Annotated in this window: 16 protein-coding genes; 4 read left to right on the top strand and 12 right to left on the bottom strand. The window is 65.0% G+C overall.

Annotated elements, in window-relative coordinates:
* Positions 1 to 141: 141 nt before the first annotated feature.
* The 7 genes from AC6LKD_RS30960 to AC6LKD_RS30990 form a co-directional block, all read right to left on the bottom strand.
* Positions 142 to 864, bottom strand: a complete 723-nt coding sequence (locus AC6LKD_RS30960; RefSeq protein ID WP_013396767.1) for an ABC transporter ATP-binding protein — start codon at positions 862 to 864, stop codon at positions 142 to 144.
* 18 nt (positions 865 to 882) lie between these two features.
* A complete protein-coding gene (locus tag AC6LKD_RS30965; protein ID WP_498118402.1) occupies positions 883 to 2,805 on the bottom strand; it encodes a branched-chain amino acid ABC transporter ATP-binding protein/permease in 1,923 nt (640 codons plus the stop codon).
* 3 nt (positions 2,806 to 2,808) lie between these two features.
* A complete protein-coding gene (locus AC6LKD_RS30970) occupies positions 2,809 to 3,681 on the bottom strand; it encodes a branched-chain amino acid ABC transporter permease (RefSeq protein WP_013396765.1) in 873 nt (290 codons plus the stop codon).
* A gap of 142 nt (positions 3,682 to 3,823) precedes the next feature.
* A complete protein-coding gene (locus AC6LKD_RS30975; protein WP_424240310.1) occupies positions 3,824 to 4,987 on the bottom strand; it encodes an ABC transporter substrate-binding protein in 1,164 nt (387 codons plus the stop codon).
* A gap of 330 nt (positions 4,988 to 5,317) precedes the next feature.
* A complete protein-coding gene (locus AC6LKD_RS30980) occupies positions 5,318 to 6,259 on the bottom strand; it encodes a LysR substrate-binding domain-containing protein (RefSeq protein ID WP_013396763.1) in 942 nt (313 codons plus the stop codon).
* A 52-nt stretch (positions 6,260 to 6,311) separates the two neighbouring features.
* The gene (locus AC6LKD_RS30985) at positions 6,312 to 6,623 is read right to left on the bottom strand and encodes an antibiotic biosynthesis monooxygenase family protein (RefSeq protein WP_013396762.1); all 312 of its coding nucleotides are present in this window, start codon (positions 6,621 to 6,623) and stop codon (positions 6,312 to 6,314) included.
* 109 nt (positions 6,624 to 6,732) lie between these two features.
* Entirely contained in the window at positions 6,733 to 7,365 is a 633-nt protein-coding gene (locus tag AC6LKD_RS30990; RefSeq protein WP_013396761.1) for a LysE/ArgO family amino acid transporter, read from the bottom strand.
* 147 nt (positions 7,366 to 7,512) lie between these two features.
* Between AC6LKD_RS30990 and AC6LKD_RS30995 the strand changes: the two genes are divergently transcribed.
* Both AC6LKD_RS30995 and AC6LKD_RS31000 read left to right on the top strand, forming a co-directional pair.
* Positions 7,513 to 8,412, top strand: coding sequence for a LysR family transcriptional regulator ArgP (locus AC6LKD_RS30995; protein WP_013396760.1), 900 nt, complete (start codon positions 7,513 to 7,515; stop codon positions 8,410 to 8,412).
* 19 nt (positions 8,413 to 8,431) lie between these two features.
* Positions 8,432 to 8,932, top strand: a complete 501-nt coding sequence (locus AC6LKD_RS31000; RefSeq protein ID WP_498118403.1) for a copper chaperone PCu(A)C — start codon at positions 8,432 to 8,434, stop codon at positions 8,930 to 8,932.
* Between the two features lie 186 nt (positions 8,933 to 9,118).
* On the opposite strand, the gene gdhA is transcribed toward AC6LKD_RS31000, so the two are convergent.
* Both gdhA and AC6LKD_RS31010 read right to left on the bottom strand, forming a co-directional pair.
* Positions 9,119 to 10,465: an NADP-specific glutamate dehydrogenase gene (gdhA, locus tag AC6LKD_RS31005; RefSeq protein ID WP_013396758.1), complete on the bottom strand. Its 1,347-nt coding sequence runs from the start codon at positions 10,463 to 10,465 to the stop codon at positions 9,119 to 9,121.
* 428 nt (positions 10,466 to 10,893) lie between these two features.
* A complete protein-coding gene (locus AC6LKD_RS31010; protein WP_498118404.1) occupies positions 10,894 to 11,505 on the bottom strand; it encodes a LysE family translocator in 612 nt (203 codons plus the stop codon).
* 105 nt (positions 11,506 to 11,610) lie between these two features.
* Here AC6LKD_RS31010 and AC6LKD_RS31015 point away from each other — a divergent pair, with 105 nt between their 5' ends.
* Positions 11,611 to 12,534 carry a LysR substrate-binding domain-containing protein gene (locus AC6LKD_RS31015; protein WP_498118405.1) on the top strand — a complete coding sequence of 308 codons (924 nt, stop codon included), beginning with the start codon at positions 11,611 to 11,613 and terminating at the stop codon, positions 12,532 to 12,534.
* Here the strand turns inward: AC6LKD_RS31015 and AC6LKD_RS31020 are convergent.
* The gene (locus AC6LKD_RS31020) at positions 12,516 to 13,304 is read right to left on the bottom strand and encodes an exodeoxyribonuclease III (protein WP_498118406.1); all 789 of its coding nucleotides are present in this window, start codon (positions 13,302 to 13,304) and stop codon (positions 12,516 to 12,518) included. The two genes, AC6LKD_RS31015 and AC6LKD_RS31020, sit on opposite strands and share 19 nt — an antisense overlap.
* A gap of 132 nt (positions 13,305 to 13,436) precedes the next feature.
* Between AC6LKD_RS31020 and pyrE the strand changes: the two genes are divergently transcribed.
* Complete coding sequence (gene pyrE, locus AC6LKD_RS31025) at positions 13,437 to 14,120, top strand: orotate phosphoribosyltransferase (protein ID WP_013396754.1); 684 nt, start codon at positions 13,437 to 13,439, stop codon at positions 14,118 to 14,120.
* A 49-nt stretch (positions 14,121 to 14,169) separates the two neighbouring features.
* Here pyrE and AC6LKD_RS31030 read toward each other — a convergent pair whose 3' ends face one another.
* Together AC6LKD_RS31030 and AC6LKD_RS31035 are read right to left on the bottom strand one after the other, a co-directional pair.
* Positions 14,170 to 14,637 carry a type II toxin-antitoxin system VapC family toxin gene (locus tag AC6LKD_RS31030; RefSeq protein WP_492273952.1) on the bottom strand — a complete coding sequence of 156 codons (468 nt, stop codon included), beginning with the start codon at positions 14,635 to 14,637 and terminating at the stop codon, positions 14,170 to 14,172.
* Positions 14,634 to 14,944, bottom strand: a 311-nt coding sequence (locus AC6LKD_RS31035; RefSeq protein ID WP_498118407.1) for a type II toxin-antitoxin system Phd/YefM family antitoxin, incomplete at its 5' end; no start/stop codon positions are given. The genes AC6LKD_RS31030 and AC6LKD_RS31035, both read right to left, overlap by 4 nt.

Here is a 14,944-nt window from a genome sequence, read left to right on the forward strand (position 1 = left end):
ATCCGAAGGAACCGCCGCAGGCGGTGACGAGGATGACGAAGGGGAAGCCCGGAGCGAAGGCTCCGGGCCGCAATCGTTGCCCCGCGCAGCGCGAGTCCCCGACGTGGCAGGCGTCAAAAGAACGCCAACAACGCCATCCCTCTAATGCGACCCACCTAAATAAGCCGCAACAACAGCCGGATCATGTTTCAACTTATCCGCGCTCCCATGCACAGAAATCCGCCCGTTCTCCAACACATACCCATAATCCGCCACATTCAATGCAGCAGCAGCAAACTGCTCCACCAACAGCATCGTCACTCCTTCATCCTTGAGCCGCGCGATGATCCGGAACACTTCTTCCACCAGGATCGGCGCCAGCCCCATTGAAGGTTCGTCCAGCAGCACCAGTTCGGGATTCAGCATCACCGCGCGCGCCATGGCCAGCATCTGCTGTTCACCGCCCGACAACGTGCCGGCCAGTTGATCGCGGCGTTCCTTCAAGCGCGGAAACAGATCCATGGCCCGGCCCAGGTCGGACTGCACGTCGCCCTTGGGACGGCTGCCCGTCAGGCGCGGGAACGCGCCCAGCAGCAGGTTGTCGGTGACCGACAGCGTCGGGAACACGCGCCGGCCTTCGGGCGAGTGCGCCAGGCCCAGCCGCGCGATGCGGTGGGACTCCAGGCCGTCGATGCGCTTGCCGCTCAGCGTGACCTCGCCCGCTGTGGGGCGGATCATGCCGGACAGCGCCCGCATCGTGGTGGTCTTGCCGGCGCCGTTGGAGCCGATCAGCGTCACCACCTTGGCCTTCGGCACCTCCATGCTGATGCCGTGCAGCACCTTCACCTTGCCGTAGCCCGCTTCCAGATTCTTGATCGATAGCATCTTGTTGTCCCCTTGGCGTCAGGCGGGCGCGCCGCCCAGATACGCCTCGATGACCTTGGCGTTGCTTTGCACTTCGTTGGGCAGGCCCTCGGCGATCTTCTGGCCGAAGTCCAGCACCGACACGGTGTCGCACACCCCCATCACCACGTCCATGTGGTGTTCGATGAGGATCAGCGTGATGCCGTGGTCGCGCACCTTGCGGATGATGGCCAGCAGCTCGACGATGTCGGGCGCGGTCAGGCCGGCCGCGGGTTCGTCCAGCAGCAGCAGTTGCGGGTCCAGCGCCAGGGCGCGGGCGATTTCCAGCAGGCGTTGCTTGCCGTAGGGCAGGTTGCGGGCTTCCTCGCTGGCCAGGGATTCCAGGCCCACGAATTCCAGCAGCGCCATGGCGCGGGCGCGGGCGCCCTGTTCCTCTCCCTTCCATTTGGACGTGCGCAGCGCGATGCCGGCCAGGCCAGTGGTGAAGGTATGGTGCAGGCCGACCAGCACGTTCTCCAGCGCCGTCATTTCGCCGAACAGTTGCACGTTCTGGAAGGTGCGCGCGATGCCGGTTTCGGCGATGTCGGCCGGGGTCATGCCGACCAGCGACTTGCCCGAGAACTCCACCGCGCCGGCGGTCGGCACGTAGATGCCTGTCAGCACGTTCATCATGGTGCTCTTGCCGGAGCCGTTGGGGCCGATCAGGCCATGGATGGTGCCGCGCTTGACGGTCAGGTCGACCTGGTTCAGGGCCTTCAGGCCGCCGAACTGCATCAGCACGCCTTTGGCCGCGAGCAGCGTGTCGCCCTTGCCCTTGGCGGCATCGGGCACCGCTTCCTGCGCCTTCACCAAGTCCGACTTGACCGCGAGCGCGGCGCGGCGGTTGGAGAAGAACAGGTTGCGCACGAAGCCCACGATGCCGTCGGGTAGGTAGTAGACGACGAACAGGATCATGGCGCCGAAAATCGTCAGGCGCCAGTCGGTCACCGCTTCCAGCCAGTACGAGAACACCGCCAGCAGGATGGTGCCCACGACCGGCACGACGACGCGGCGCGGTTCGGTGCGGCCCTTGGAGATCGCGATCGCGCTGCCGACAGTGACCAGGATGGCCACGCCCAGCGCGATCAGGCGGAAGGTCGAGATGTCGTCCAGCATCTTGGGGAGCAGCACGATGATGGAAGCGCCCAGCAGCGCGCCCGTGCGGCTCTTGCGGCCGCCCATGATGATGGCCAGCAGGAACAGGATGGTCAGTTCGAAGTTGTAGGTATTGGGCGAGATGTACTGTTCCGAATACGAGTACAGCGCGCCGGCCAGGCCGGCGAAGCCGGCGCTGATGACGAAGGCGAACACCTTGTGGCGGTAGACCGACACGCCCATGCAGTCGGACGCGATCGGACTGTCGCGCAGGGCCTCGAACGAGCGGCCCAGGTGCGACTTGAGGATGCGGTGCACCACGATCAGCGACAGCACCAGCAATGCGGCGACCAGCCAGAAGTACTCGCTCTTGGTCAGCACGTGGCCCGCGATGGCGGGCTTGGAGATCTTGATGCCCAAGGGCCCTTCGGTCATGAAGGTCATCTCGTTGATCAGGATCTGGATGATGGTGCCGAAGGCCAGCGTCACCATGGCCAGGTATGGCCCCGTGACCCGCAGCGCCGGCAGCGCCAGCACCGCGCCGAAGGCCGCCGCGATCAGGATGGCGGCGGGCAGGATGACCCAGATCGGCATCTGCAGGTGGAAGAACAGCACGCCGGCGACATACGAGCCGATGCCGAACAAGCCGGCGTGGCCCAGCGAGACCTGGCCGGTATAGCCCACCACGATATCGAGCCCGAACAGCAGGATCGAGTAGATCATGATGGTTTCGATCAAGTGCAGATAGTACGTGTTGGTCACGCCCAGCGGCACGGCGGCCAGGCAGGCCACCGCCACGATGGATAGCAGGAGGTGCAAGGGTTTCATCGCTTACACCTTCTTGATCGCGGTCTTGCCGAACAGGCCGGCGGGCTTGAAGGTCAGTACGAGCAGCAGCAACACCAATCCCGGCACGTCTTTGTACCCCGTCGAAAGATAGAAACCGGTGGTCGTTTCGGCGATCCCCAGGATCAGCCCGCCCACCACCACGCCCATGCCGCTGGACAGGCCGCCGATGATGGCGACGGCGAAGGCCTTCAGGCCCAGCACTGCGCCCATGGTGGCGCCGGTCAGGGTCAGGGGCGCGACCAGCACGCCGGCGAACGCTGCTGTCAGCGAAGACAGCGCGTAGGAAAACGTGATCACCATGCCCGTGTTGATGCCCATCAGGCCGGCGGCGTCGCGGTCGTTGGAGGTAGCGACGAAGGCCTTGCCGTAGATGGACTTGCGGTTGAAGATTTCCACCAGCAGCATCATGGCCAGGGCGCCGAACACCACCAGCAATTCCATGGGCAGCACATTGGCGCCCAGTACCTGGATCGGCGCTTCCGGCAGCGGCGAGGGGAAGCGCAGGTCGTCGCGGCCCCAGATGTTCTCGGCCACGTTCTTGAAGATGATGCCCAGCGCGATGGTGGCCATGATCCAGCCGAACTCCGAGCGGGTCTTGATGGCGGGCCTGACGCCCACGCGCTCGACCAGCGCGCCTTGCGCGAATCCGAAGATGCAGACGATGGGTATCATCACCCAGTAGTTCACGCCCAGGCCGACCAGCGTCAGGCCGACCAGTGCGCCCAGCATCAGGGCTTCGCCCTGGCCGAAGTTCAGGGTGCCCGACGTAGCGAACGTGAGCTGGTATCCGAACGCGATGACGGCATAGATCATGCCCAGCGCGATACCGCTATAGATGAGCTGTAGAAGAATCATGGTGTGTGTCGTGTAGCGCTGTGGTTCCGTCCCAACCCCCTTGGGCAGAACGCGGTTTTCAGGCGGCGGCAGACCCGCGCCCTGGCAGGCAGGGCGCGGATGGCGGCGGCCGGGCAGCCGCCGCCGGATGTGCTGCGGGACCTTAGTTGGCCTTGATCACGCGGCCGCCCTTGACTTCGCCGATGACCACTTCCTTGACGGTGATGGCGTCGTGGTTGTCTGCGCTGAAGGGCTTGTTGTAGGTCATCACCACGCCCTCGACGGGCGTCTGCAGGTTTTCGAGGGCCTCGCGGACCTTCGGGCCGTCGGTGGAGTTGGCCTGCTTGAAGGCCGCGGCCAGCAGATAGATGGAGTCATAGCCCTGGGCGGCCGACACCGGCGAGTCGATGCGGTTGTTCTTGGGCTTGAATTTGGCCAGGTAGGCGTCGATGAAGGCCTTGCGCTTGGGCGTGTCCGGGTCCTGGATGAAGGTCTGCGGCATGCGCGCGCCTTCGCCGTTGGTACCGGAGTTGTCAATGTAGTTGGCCATGGACAGGGTCCAGCTGCCGATGATCGGCACCTTCCAGCCCAGCTTGGTCATGCCGTTGGCGACCTGCGCCAGTTCGGGGCCGATGCCGTAGGTCAGCACGGCTTCGGCGCCGGCGGCCTTGGCCTTCAGCAGCTGGGCCGTCATGTCGACGTCCTTGATGTTGAACTTTTCGACGGCCACGGGCTTGATGCCCTTGGCGTCCAGGGCCTTCTCCAGGTCCTCGCGGCCGAGCTGGCCATAGTTGGTGGAGTCCGCCAGGATCGCGACTTTCTTGAAGCCGCGGCGGGTCACCGCTTCTTCCACGATCATCGGGGCCTGGATGCTGTCGTGCGCCGCGTTGCGGAACACGTAATTGTTCGGGTATTCCGGCGCCTTGAACTGGTGCGTGATGACGCTGCCCGTGGCCACGTTGTTGAACACGGGGATCTTGGCGTCCTGGTAGAAGCGCTGGGAGGCCAGCGCCACGCCGGTATTGATGTAGCCGACGGTGGCCGCCACCTGCTCCTTGTTGATCAGCTCTTGCGCGATCTGCACGCCGCGCTCGTTCTTGGCCTCGTCGTCGCGTTCCACGGCGATCAGCTGGCGTCCCATGACGCCGCCGTTCTTGTTGATTTCTTCAATGGCCAGGCGCACGCCGTCGCGCATGCTGACGCCCATTGAGGACGAACCACCGGTGTAGGGGCCGGCTACGCCGATCTTGATGGGGTCGGCGGCGTGGGCCGCGGCCGTTGCGGCAAATGCAAGGGTTCCTGCGAGCAGCTTCAAACGAAAATCCATTGATGTCTCCGTTGTAATTGGTAGAACTGCGTGGAAAACCGTGTGCCGGCGCCAGGCGGCGGAAATCAATTGCTGCGGCGCTCTCCTGTGTGGCGTGTCGTGACTGTCTGCCTAATCACTTACGCGAAACTGACCCGACGGGGTTTTTCCGCGTAAATACCTAGTACGGACGCACGAGGATTCCTGTCATGCGCTGCGGCGCTGCCTGGGTGTGAAAGGGGGAAGTAGGCTGCGTGCCGTGGCGGGCATGGGCGGGACATTGCATTGGCCGCATCCTAGCCAGCGCGGCGGCGGGCTGCGCGGAATTTCATTCCGCCCCTGCCTGGAAATTTATTCCTGACGGGCTGGCAGGCCGCGTGGCCATTGGGAGACCTGTTTGCACACGCCTTCCAGCCATAGGGAAAACGCTTGGACCGCCTTGCCTGGCGGCCGCGCGGTTTCGGTGCACAGGTAATACTGGGCCTCGCCGGGGATTTCGATGTCCAGGACGCGCACCAGCTTGCCTTCGTCCAGCCATTCCGCGGCCAGCGCGCGCCGCGTGAGCGCAAGGCCTTGGCCGGCGCGCGCCGCCGCCAGCATGATGCCCAGGTCTACAAGCCACACGCCGCGCGCGGGTTCGGGCCAGTCCAGTCCGGCGGCGGCCAGCCATGGCCGCCAAGGCTCCATGGGACAGCGCAGCAGTTGCGCCCGCGCCAGGTCCGCGGGTCGCTCGAAGGGACCATGCTGGTCGCGGTAGCCGGGCGCGCAGACCGCGAAAACCGGATCCGCCGTCAGCTGGCGCGCGTTCAGGCCGGGGTACTTGCCGCTGCCGAAGCGCACCCAGACGTCGGCATTGGGCGGCATGATGTCCAGGTAGGGGATGGACAGCATGATTTCCAGTTCCACCTCGGGATGGGCCGCGGTGAAGCCGGGCAGGGCGGGGATCAGCACCTGGCGGGCGAAGGTGGGAGTGGAGACGACCCGCAAGGGTTCGAGCTTCGGTTCGCCGCGCTTATGCAGCGACGCGTCCGACAGCAGATCCAGCGCGGTGCGCACCTGGTCCAGGTACTCGCGCCCGGCAGAGCTCAGCGTCGCGCCGCGGCTGCTGCGGATGAAGAGGGTGACGTCCAGCATGGCCTCCAGCGCGGCAATGCGCTTGCCGATGGCGCTGGCGGTGACGAAGAGTTCCTCGCTGGCGCGCTCGAAGGAGCCCAGGCGGGCGGCCGCTTCGAAGGCCTGAATGGCTGCCAGGGGCGGCAGGCGCACATCTTTGGAGGGGGAGGGACCGCGCATGATCGTCTGGCGGGCCGGTGTTGCGCCCGACGAAAGAATGGCAACCGGCAGATTATAAGGACGGCGGCGTCAGTCCTTCGCCGTAGCGCCTGAGCACCTGGGAGATTTCCACCCGGTAGCCGTCGAGCCACCGCGATTGCGCGGCCTTGGCTTGCAGGTGCGCGGGGTGTCGGATCAATTGCTCCAGCGCTTCCAGCGATTCCCAGTAGTAGACGTTGGAGATCAGTCCGCGGGCCGCATCTTCCCAGCTTTCTTCGCCCAGATAGCCCGGAATGGCCCGGGCGGCGGCGGCGATGGCCTGGTCCAGGCGATGGAAATCATCGTCGAATTGCTTCTTGGCGAAGATGAAGGTGGAGCTGTACATGGTGGGACTCCGGGCGTGGCTGGGGTCGCAAGCAAACCGGCCGCCGGGAAGTCCGGGCGGCCGTTCGGGGAAACTGTGGGAGGCGTGGCTTAAACGCCTTCGGAAGTCCTTATACGCCCTTGAGCGCCAGGCTGACCGCCAACGCGGCCATGACCACCGCGATAAGGCCGTCCAGCACGCGCCAGGCCGAGGCGCTGGCGAAGAACGGGGCGAACAGGCGCGAGCCGATGCCGAGCACGGCGAGCCACAGCAGGCTGGCGGTGAAGGCGCCGGCGGCGAAGGCCATGCGCGCATCCTCGAAGCCGTGCGCCAGCGAGCCGACCACCACCATGTCCAGCCAGAAGTGCGGATTCAGCAGCGAAAAGCCCAACGCGCCCAGGATGGCGGCGCGGCGCGACGGCACCACGTCGCGGGCGGCAGCCAGTCCGCCCGTGGCGGTCCAGGCGCGGCGCGCCGACTGCAGCGCGTACCAGGAAAGGAAGGCCACGCCGAACCAGAGCACGGCGGTCGTCAGCCAGGGGAACCAGGAGGTCAGGGCTTGCAGGCCGGAGACGCTGGCGAAGATGAAGATGGCGTCGATCAGCGCGCAGATGGCGACCACGCTCAAGAGGTGCGCGCGCATCAGGCCCTGGCGCAGGATGAATGCGCTTTGCGCGCCCACGACCGCGAACAGGCCCAGCCCGGTGGCCGTGCCGCTGGCCCAGGCAGTGAAGAAGAGGGGGGATGACAACGTGGCGAACATGACCTGCACCTGTGCTGCTACGCCTGTGGCGGCGTTTGGATGACAACGCCGGGCGCTCGCGGCGCTCCGGTAACAAGGCCATTTTCGCTTGCAGTAGATATGAAATAAAGCTAATTTTCCTTCACTATCTTAAGCAAAACTAATCTTATGAAAATCGATCACGGCAACCTGCGCGCCCTGGCAGCGGTAGTGCGGGAAGGCAGCTTCGAGCGGGCGGCGCTGTCGCTGAGCGTCACGCCGTCGGCAGTGTCGCAACGGATCAAGGCGCTGGAGGACCGCATGGGCCGGCTGCTGGTCCAGCGCACTGTGCCGGCGGTGGCCACGGCGGACGGCCAGGTGCTGGTGCGGCTGGCCGAGCAGACGGCGCTGCTGGAGCACGACGCGCTCGACCGCCTGGGCGTGGCGGACGACGATGTGCCCTATGCCAGCATTCCGGTCGCAGTCAATCACGACAGCCTGGAGACCTGGTTCGTCGACGCGGCCGTGCAGTTCGCGGCGCGCACCCGGGCCACGCTGGACATGCAGTCCGAAGACCAGGACCACACCGCAACGCTGCTGCGCAATGGTTCGGTGCTGGGCGCCGTGACCGCCCTGGCCGAGCCGGTCCAGGGTTGCCGCATCCATGCGCTGGGCAGCATGCGCTATGTCGCGACCTGCACGCCCGAATTCCACAAGCGCTACTTCTCGCAGGGCGTCAACGCCCAGACGCTGGCGCAGGCGCCGGTGCTGGTGTTCAACCGCAAGGACGCGCTGCAGGCTCGCTTCGCGCACAAGATCGCGGATCCCGCGCCTTGGCAGCCCCCGGTCTGGTGGGTGCCTTCCACGCGCGCGTTCGTGCAGGCCACGCTGGGCGGCCTGGGCTGGACCATGAATCCGCTGCCGCTGGTGCAGGAACACCTTGATGCAGGTCAGCTGATGCTGCTTCGGGGCCGCGCCTGGGAGGACGTGCCGCTGTATTGGCAGCATTGGCGGGTAAACTCCGAAGCGATGGAAGCCCTGACGGATTCGGTCCTGTCAGCTGCCCGCAGCCTGGTCAGGCGGCGTTAACCCCCTAGGAGAACAACCCATGAACATCCGCAAGTTCGCTGTCATCGCCGCCCTGGGCCTGTGCACGGCCGGCTCGGCTTGGGCTAAGGACTACAAGGTTGGCCAGATCGAGGTCGACGACCTCTGGGTGCGCGCCTCCGCGCCCGGCCAGTCCAATGGCGCGGGGTATATGGACATCGACAACGATGCCAAGGCTGCTGACCGCCTGCTGTCGGTGTCGTCCGACGCGGCGGAGCGCGTCGAGTTGCACACGGTCCAGACCGAGAACGGCGTCTCGAAGATGCGCCAGGTGGAAGGCGGCATCGCGCTGCCGGCCGACACCGAGGTCAAGCTCAGCCCGGGCGGCTACCACGTCATGTTCATCAAGCTGAAGGCCCCGTTCGCCGAAGGCGGCACGGTCCCGGCCACGCTGAAGTTCGAAAAAGCCGGCGAAGTCGCCGTCCAATTCAAGGTCAAGCCGGCCTCGCACAACCCCGGCATGGACCACGGCAGCATGAACCACGGCACGATGAAGCACTAAGCGCCAGGCGCTGCCCGCGCCTGAAAAACTAAGCCGGCCCATGGGCCGGCTCAGGTGGATTCCTGTCAACGAGGCAGGTCCGCCCCGACACAACAGGTCTCCCCCAATCGGGGCCGCGCGGAGCCGGGCTCTGCCGGTCCGCTGCGGCGCCCCCTGGGGGGAAGCGCGCAGCGCTTCGGGGGGGGCTTAATACAGCCCTTGCTGACGCATCGCGTCAGCCACCTTCACGAAGCCGGCAATGTTGGCGCCGTCCAGGTAGTTCACGTACTCGCGCTCGCTGTGGCCGTGGCGTACGCAGTTCTCATGGATGTCGCGCATGATGGCGTGCAGGCGCGCGTCGACTTCCTCGCGGGTCCAGGCCAGGCGGGCCGAGTTCTGGGCCATTTCCAGGCCGGATACGGCCACGCCGCCGGCGTTGCTGGCCTTGCCGGGCGCGTACAGCACGCGGGCGGCGATGAAGGCCTTGGCGGCTTCCAGCGTGGCCGGCATGTTGGCGCCTTCGGCGACGCACAGCACGCCGTTCTTGATCAGCGTTTGCGCATCGGCCAGTTCCAGTTCGTTCTGGGTGGCGCAGGGCAGGGCCACGTCCACCGGCACGTGCCACGGGCGCTTGCCGGCTTCATAGACCAGGCCGAACTGGCGGGCATACGTGTCCAGGCGGCCGCGCAGGTCGTTCTTGATGTGCATCAGCGCCACCAGCTTCTCGTGCGTGAAGCCGGCTTCGTCGACCACCGTGCCGTTAGAATCCGAAATCGTCACGACCTTGGCGCCCAGCGCCATGGCCTTTTCGATCGCGTACTGGGCGACGTTGCCCGAGCCCGATACGGACACGCGCAGGCCGTCGAAGGACTTGCCCACGCGCTTGAGCATTTCTTCAGCGAAGTACACGGTGCCGTAGCCGGTGGCTTCGGGGCGGATCAGGCTGCCGCCGAAGGTCAGGCCCTTGCCGGTGAACACGCTGGCGGTCGAGTTGGACAGCTTTTTCATCATGCCGGCCATGAAGCCGACTTCGCGCGCGCCCACGCCGATGTCGCCAGCCGGCACGTCGGTGTCCGGGCCCAGGTGGCGGTACAGCTCGATCATCAGGGCTTGGCAGAAGCGCATGACTTCAGCGTCGGACTTGCCCTTGGGGTCGAAGTCGGAGCCGCCCTTGCCGCCGCCCATGGGCAGCGTGGTGAGCGAGTTCTTGAGGGTCTGCTCGAAAGCCAGGAACTTCAGGATGGACAGGTTCACCGAGGGGTGGAAACGCATGCCGCCCTTGAAGGGGCCGATGGCCGAGCTGTGTTGAATGCGGAAAGCGCGGTTGACCTGGGCCTGGCCGCGGTCATCGGTCCAGCACACGCGGAACTGAATCACGCGTTCCGGCTCCACCAGGCGCTCGAGCACGGCGTGCTCGGCGTAGTGGGGGTGCTTTTCGATGAAAGGCCACAGGCTCAGCATCACCTCCTGGACGGCTTGCATGAACTCAGGCTGCTGCGGGTCGCGCGCGGCGACGCCACGCAGGAAGTCGTCCAGACTCTGCACTTTCAACATGATCTCCTTGGGGGTGCTTCGAATAGGTGCGGACTGCGCCGGATTGGGGCGCGAAAATTCTTTTTGGTGCATGGACGCACCTGTATGGTGCGGAATTGTAGGGGTAAATTGCTGCCCTGCGCAAAGCCCAAAAATGGTGCCATCACCTTGATATCAAAGCACTTTTTCTTTTAATTTATTGGGGACGTATAAAAGTGGGGAATCAGGGGTGAGTCGCCTTGAATTGCGGATTCTCAACGAAGACTATTGAATTACCTAGGAAATTAAATACGTCCCCATTTGTTTTCATAGAGAGATCATAGGGCCTTCCGAATGGTTGGGAAGGAAAGGCAGACCCGTTCGGGCAGTTTTTGGCTGGCTGGAGGAACGATACCGATTTAATGCGTCCCCATTATTTGTTTGAGCAAAATCACGTCCCCTCTGTGGGATTACAGCTGTACGACGGCCAGCGCCGCGCCCAGCGCCATCAGGACGGCTCCCACCACACGGTCGGCCGCAAGCTGATGATCCAGCAGCATCCGCCGCAGGAAGGGCGAGGACACCGACCACGCCACCGCGCCGAACCAGATCCAGTGCGCCAACGACATGAACAGGCCATAGCCGAACTGCCAGGCCAGCGGCGTGCCGGGCGACACCACCTGGGTATAGGTGCTGACCACGAACAACGTAGTCTTGGGATTCAGCGCATTGGTCAGAAAGCCGCTGTATAACGCTTGCCAGCCCGATATAGGGGGGCGCTCCGAAAGGTCGCGGCTGACCTGGGTGCGGTTGAAGAAGGTCTTCCAGCCCATGTAGACCAGATAGCAGGCGCCCGCCAGTTTGATGCCCTGCAGCACGGGCTGTGCGTAGTGCGCCAGCAGGCTGACCCCGAACATGGTGTAGAACACGTGCACCTGCACGCCCAGCGCGATGCCCAGCGCGCAGATCAGGCCGGTGCGCCGGCCGAACAGATAGCTGTTGCGCGTGACCATGGCGAAGTCCGGCCCGGGGCAGATGACGGCAAGTATGGTGATGAGGGCGACGGCGATCAGTTCGGTCATGGCGGCGGCAGGTTGCTAAACGGAGCCGACATTCTGGGACGCTGGCGCCCGCTGGAAAAACGATTTCTAATGTCGGATATCCGTGAGAAAAAATCACCTTTTGCCATGAAGCTGCCGCCGCTCAATACTTTGCGCGTGTTCGATGCCGCTGCCCGCCACCTGGCGTTTGGCAAGGCGGCCGAAGAGCTGCACGTGACCCATGGCGCCGTCAGCCGGCAGATCCGGCTGCTCGAGGACGCGCTGGGCCTGGCGTTGTTCGAACGCCGCAATCGGGCTGTTTTTCTGACTGATGCGGGCAGGCAGCTATTCGAGGTGACGCGCGCCCTGTTCGAGCAGTTGGCGGCGGGCCTGGCCAAGCTGCGCCAGCCGGCGGCGGATGCGCCGCTGGTGCTGTCCTGCGAGCCCACCATCGCCATGATGTGGCTCATCCCGCGGCTGCCGGACTTCCAGCGCGCCCATCCCGGCGTGCAGGTGCACCTGTATGCGGCAGGCGGTCCCGTGGATTTCGTCACCCAGGGCGTGGACGTGGCGTTGCGCCGCAATGATTTTGATTGGGATGCTGCCCTGCATGCCGAGCGGGTGTGCGAGGAATGGACGGGGCCGTTATGCCGGCCGGGCTTGGTCGGCGCGGATCCGGCTGCGGATGATTGGGGCGGCGCGCCTGCGCTCAGCAGTGCGACCCGTCCGCAAGCCTGGCGGCATTGGGCGCGGGCGGCAGGCATGAAGCCCCCGCGCCGGTCCGGGCCGGCCTACGAGCATTTCTATCTGAGTTTGCAGGCTGCCGCCGCAGGCCTGGGTGTGGCGATAGGTTCCGCCTTGATGGCGTGCGACGCCTTGGGCGATCGCCGGTTGGAGGCGCCTCGCGGTTTTGCCCGCGACGGCTCGGCCTATGTGTTGCTGTCGCCCCGGCCCTGTTCAGAAGATCCGCGGGCGGAAGCCTTTCTGGAATGGTTGCGCCGGGAAGCCGCCGCATCGCTACACGAGGCGGTGGGCGGTCCGGCGGATGCCGCTCAGAGCGCGGCGTCGTAGTCGATCGTCAGGGGGGCGTGGTCCGAGAAGCGCTCGTCCTTGTAGATGGCCACGTTGCGGGCGCGGGCGGCGATGCCCGGCGTGGCGATCTGGTAGTCGATGCGCCACCCCACGTTCTTGGCCCAGGCCTGGCCGCGGTTGCTCCACCAGGTGTACTGGTCCGGGCGGTCGTCGATGGTGCGGAACACGTCGACGAAGCCGCGCTTGTCGAACACGTCGGTCAGCCAGGCGCGCTCTTCGGGCAGGAAGCCCGAATTCTTCAGATTGCCCTTCCAGTTCTTCAGGTCGATTTCCTTGTGCGCGATGTTCCAGTCGCCGCAGATGATGAACTCGCGGCCGGTGGTCTTGTGCTCGTGCATCAGGGCGTCGATCCAGGGGCCGAAGCGGTCCAGGAAGCGGTACTTGGCCTGCTGGCGCTCGTCGCCGCTGGAGCCCGAGGGCAGGTAGGCGCTGATGACCGACAGGTTTTTCCAGTCGGCGCGGATGATGCGGCCTTCGGGGTCGAATTCTTCGCAATCCAGGCCGGTGTTGACGCGTTCGGCCGCGTCGCGCAGATAGATGCCCACGCCGCTATAGCCCTTCTTCACGGCATGGTGGAAGTGGCCGGTATAACCGGGCGGGTGGCGCAGGTCGTCGGTCAGGTCCTCGTGGGATACCTTGATCTCCTGCAGGCAGAGCACGTCGGCTGCATGCTTTTCCATCCAAGGTTGCAGGCCCTTGCGGAAGGCGGACCGGATGCCGTTGAGATTGATCGACGTAATGCGCAGCAAAGCGAAACTCCTGTTGGGCGGCCGCGAGGGCCGGGACAATGCCAGCAATTTAACCGACTCGGCGCGGCTGTCCGGGAATAGCCCCGACAGCGGATAAAATGCCTGCGTTTGCCATCTACCGGACCTTTACGCATGCCCGCCGCCCATTCTTCCGCCACCGCCCTGGATTTCGTCCGCTTCGCCTTGAACGAGGGCGTGCTGCGCTTCGGCAGCTTCAAGGTCAAATCGGGCCGTATCAGTCCCTATTTTTTCAATGCCGGACTGTTCAACAGCGGACGCTCGGTCGGCAAGCTGGCGCAGTTCTACGCCCAGGCGCTGCTGGATTCGGGGGTGGAATTCGACATGCTGTTCGGTCCGGCCTATAAGGGCATCCCGCTGGGCACGGCGACCGCCATTGCGCTGGCGGGCCACCCCGGCATGAAGGGCGGCGACGTGCCGTTCGCGTACAACCGCAAGGAAGCCAAGGACCACGGCGAAGGCGGCACCCTGGTGGGCGCGCCGCTCAAGGGCAAGGTCGTCATCATTGACGACGTGATCACCGCGGGTACCTCGGTGCGCGAATCGGTGGAGATCATCCGCGCCGCCGGCGCCGAGCCGGCCGCCGTGCTCATTGCCATGGATCGCATGGAGCGCGCGGGTCCCGACGACGCCCTGTCGGCGCATTCCGCCGTGCAGGACGTGGCCAAGACTTATGGCATTCCGGTGGTGGCGATTGCTTCGCTGGCGGATATCCTGGCGCTGCTGCAGGACGACGCTTCGTTCGCCGAGCACCGCGAGGCGGTGTTGGCGTATCGGACGAAGTACGGGGTGAAGTAAAGCCTGTCCTCAGCGAGTGCAGGTAGTGGGGCGGCCAGGTGCCGCCCTTTTATCCATAGCTTGCCGCTGGCTCAGCGACCCCATGGGGTTGGCCGAAGACGGCCACGCCGCTCGCTCGGGCGGCATCCGCCAGCTTGCGGTCGAAGGTGGCCAGATAACCGTTGGTTCTTTGGGCCAGTTCGAGATAACTGGCATCGTAGACGGTCAAGCCGTGCGTTCGAGCCAGCAGATAGCTGCGGGCTACGCAGGAAGATGAGGCAGCCGGGTCTGGAAGTATGGGCAGGCGTTCGAGAAGCTGTCTGAACGAGAACAACTGACCCGCCGATGCTCGTTGGCCGCGCTCGGCGCGCAACATGCCGTTCGCGACTTCCGTGTGCCAGATGGGGGGCACCGTGTTTTCAGACTCGTGAGCAGTTTCCAGCAGATGCCGGGCCATCAGTGCTTCGTGGGCGTCCGCGCGGTCGATCAGCCATGCGAGGGCAAGCGAGGCGTCCGGTATCAAGCGGATCGGATTCATTCCCGGCCCTCTTCGATCCAGGAGCGGATGACTTCGTGCGGGACGGCCGGCGCGGGCGTGAAGCATTTCATTGCCTCAAGCGCATCATGCGCGTCCAGCGACGTTGTGGGCAGGGCGGGGGTCAGCCTGGCGCACAACACGCCATCCAGTGAAATGATGAAATGCTGTCCCTCTCGGACCGCTTGCAGGTGGTCGGCAAACCGATGCAGCAGGTCGCTGCTGCTGATTTCCAGGTAATTCATGTCCAAGTCTCCGGTCGAAATCGACCAGATCATTCTTGGATAAACGAAGGGCCGCGGCAATACGC

This window comes from Achromobacter sp. D7-1 (genome assembly GCF_059760445.1).

Excerpts from the sequence above, each read along its gene's own strand:
- AC6LKD_RS30960 (WP_013396767.1), bottom strand. The coding sequence starts at position 864 with ATGCTATCGATCAAGAATCTGGAAGCGGGCTACGGCAAGGTGAAGGTG.
- AC6LKD_RS30965 (WP_498118402.1), bottom strand. The coding sequence starts at position 2,805 with ATGAAACCCTTGCACCTCCTGCTATCCATCGTGGCGGTGGCCTGCCTG.
- AC6LKD_RS30970 (WP_013396765.1), bottom strand. The coding sequence starts at position 3,681 with ATGATTCTTCTACAGCTCATCTATAGCGGTATCGCGCTGGGCATGATC.
- AC6LKD_RS30975 (WP_424240310.1), bottom strand. The coding sequence starts at position 4,987 with ATGGATTTTCGTTTGAAGCTGCTCGCAGGAACCCTTGCATTTGCCGCA.
- AC6LKD_RS30980 (WP_013396763.1), bottom strand. The coding sequence starts at position 6,259 with ATGCGCGGTCCCTCCCCCTCCAAAGATGTGCGCCTGCCGCCCCTGGCA.
- AC6LKD_RS30985 (WP_013396762.1), bottom strand. The coding sequence starts at position 6,623 with ATGTACAGCTCCACCTTCATCTTCGCCAAGAAGCAATTCGACGATGAT.
- AC6LKD_RS30990 (WP_013396761.1), bottom strand. The coding sequence starts at position 7,365 with ATGTTCGCCACGTTGTCATCCCCCCTCTTCTTCACTGCCTGGGCCAGC.
- AC6LKD_RS30995 (WP_013396760.1), top strand. The coding sequence starts at position 7,513 with ATGAAAATCGATCACGGCAACCTGCGCGCCCTGGCAGCGGTAGTGCGG.
- AC6LKD_RS31000 (WP_498118403.1), top strand. The coding sequence starts at position 8,432 with ATGAACATCCGCAAGTTCGCTGTCATCGCCGCCCTGGGCCTGTGCACG.
- gdhA (WP_013396758.1), bottom strand. The coding sequence starts at position 10,465 with ATGTTGAAAGTGCAGAGTCTGGACGACTTCCTGCGTGGCGTCGCCGCG.
- AC6LKD_RS31010 (WP_498118404.1), bottom strand. The coding sequence starts at position 11,505 with ATGACCGAACTGATCGCCGTCGCCCTCATCACCATACTTGCCGTCATC.
- AC6LKD_RS31015 (WP_498118405.1), top strand. The coding sequence starts at position 11,611 with ATGAAGCTGCCGCCGCTCAATACTTTGCGCGTGTTCGATGCCGCTGCC.
- pyrE (WP_013396754.1), top strand. The coding sequence starts at position 13,437 with ATGCCCGCCGCCCATTCTTCCGCCACCGCCCTGGATTTCGTCCGCTTC.
- AC6LKD_RS31030 (WP_492273952.1), bottom strand. The coding sequence starts at position 14,637 with ATGAATCCGATCCGCTTGATACCGGACGCCTCGCTTGCCCTCGCATGG.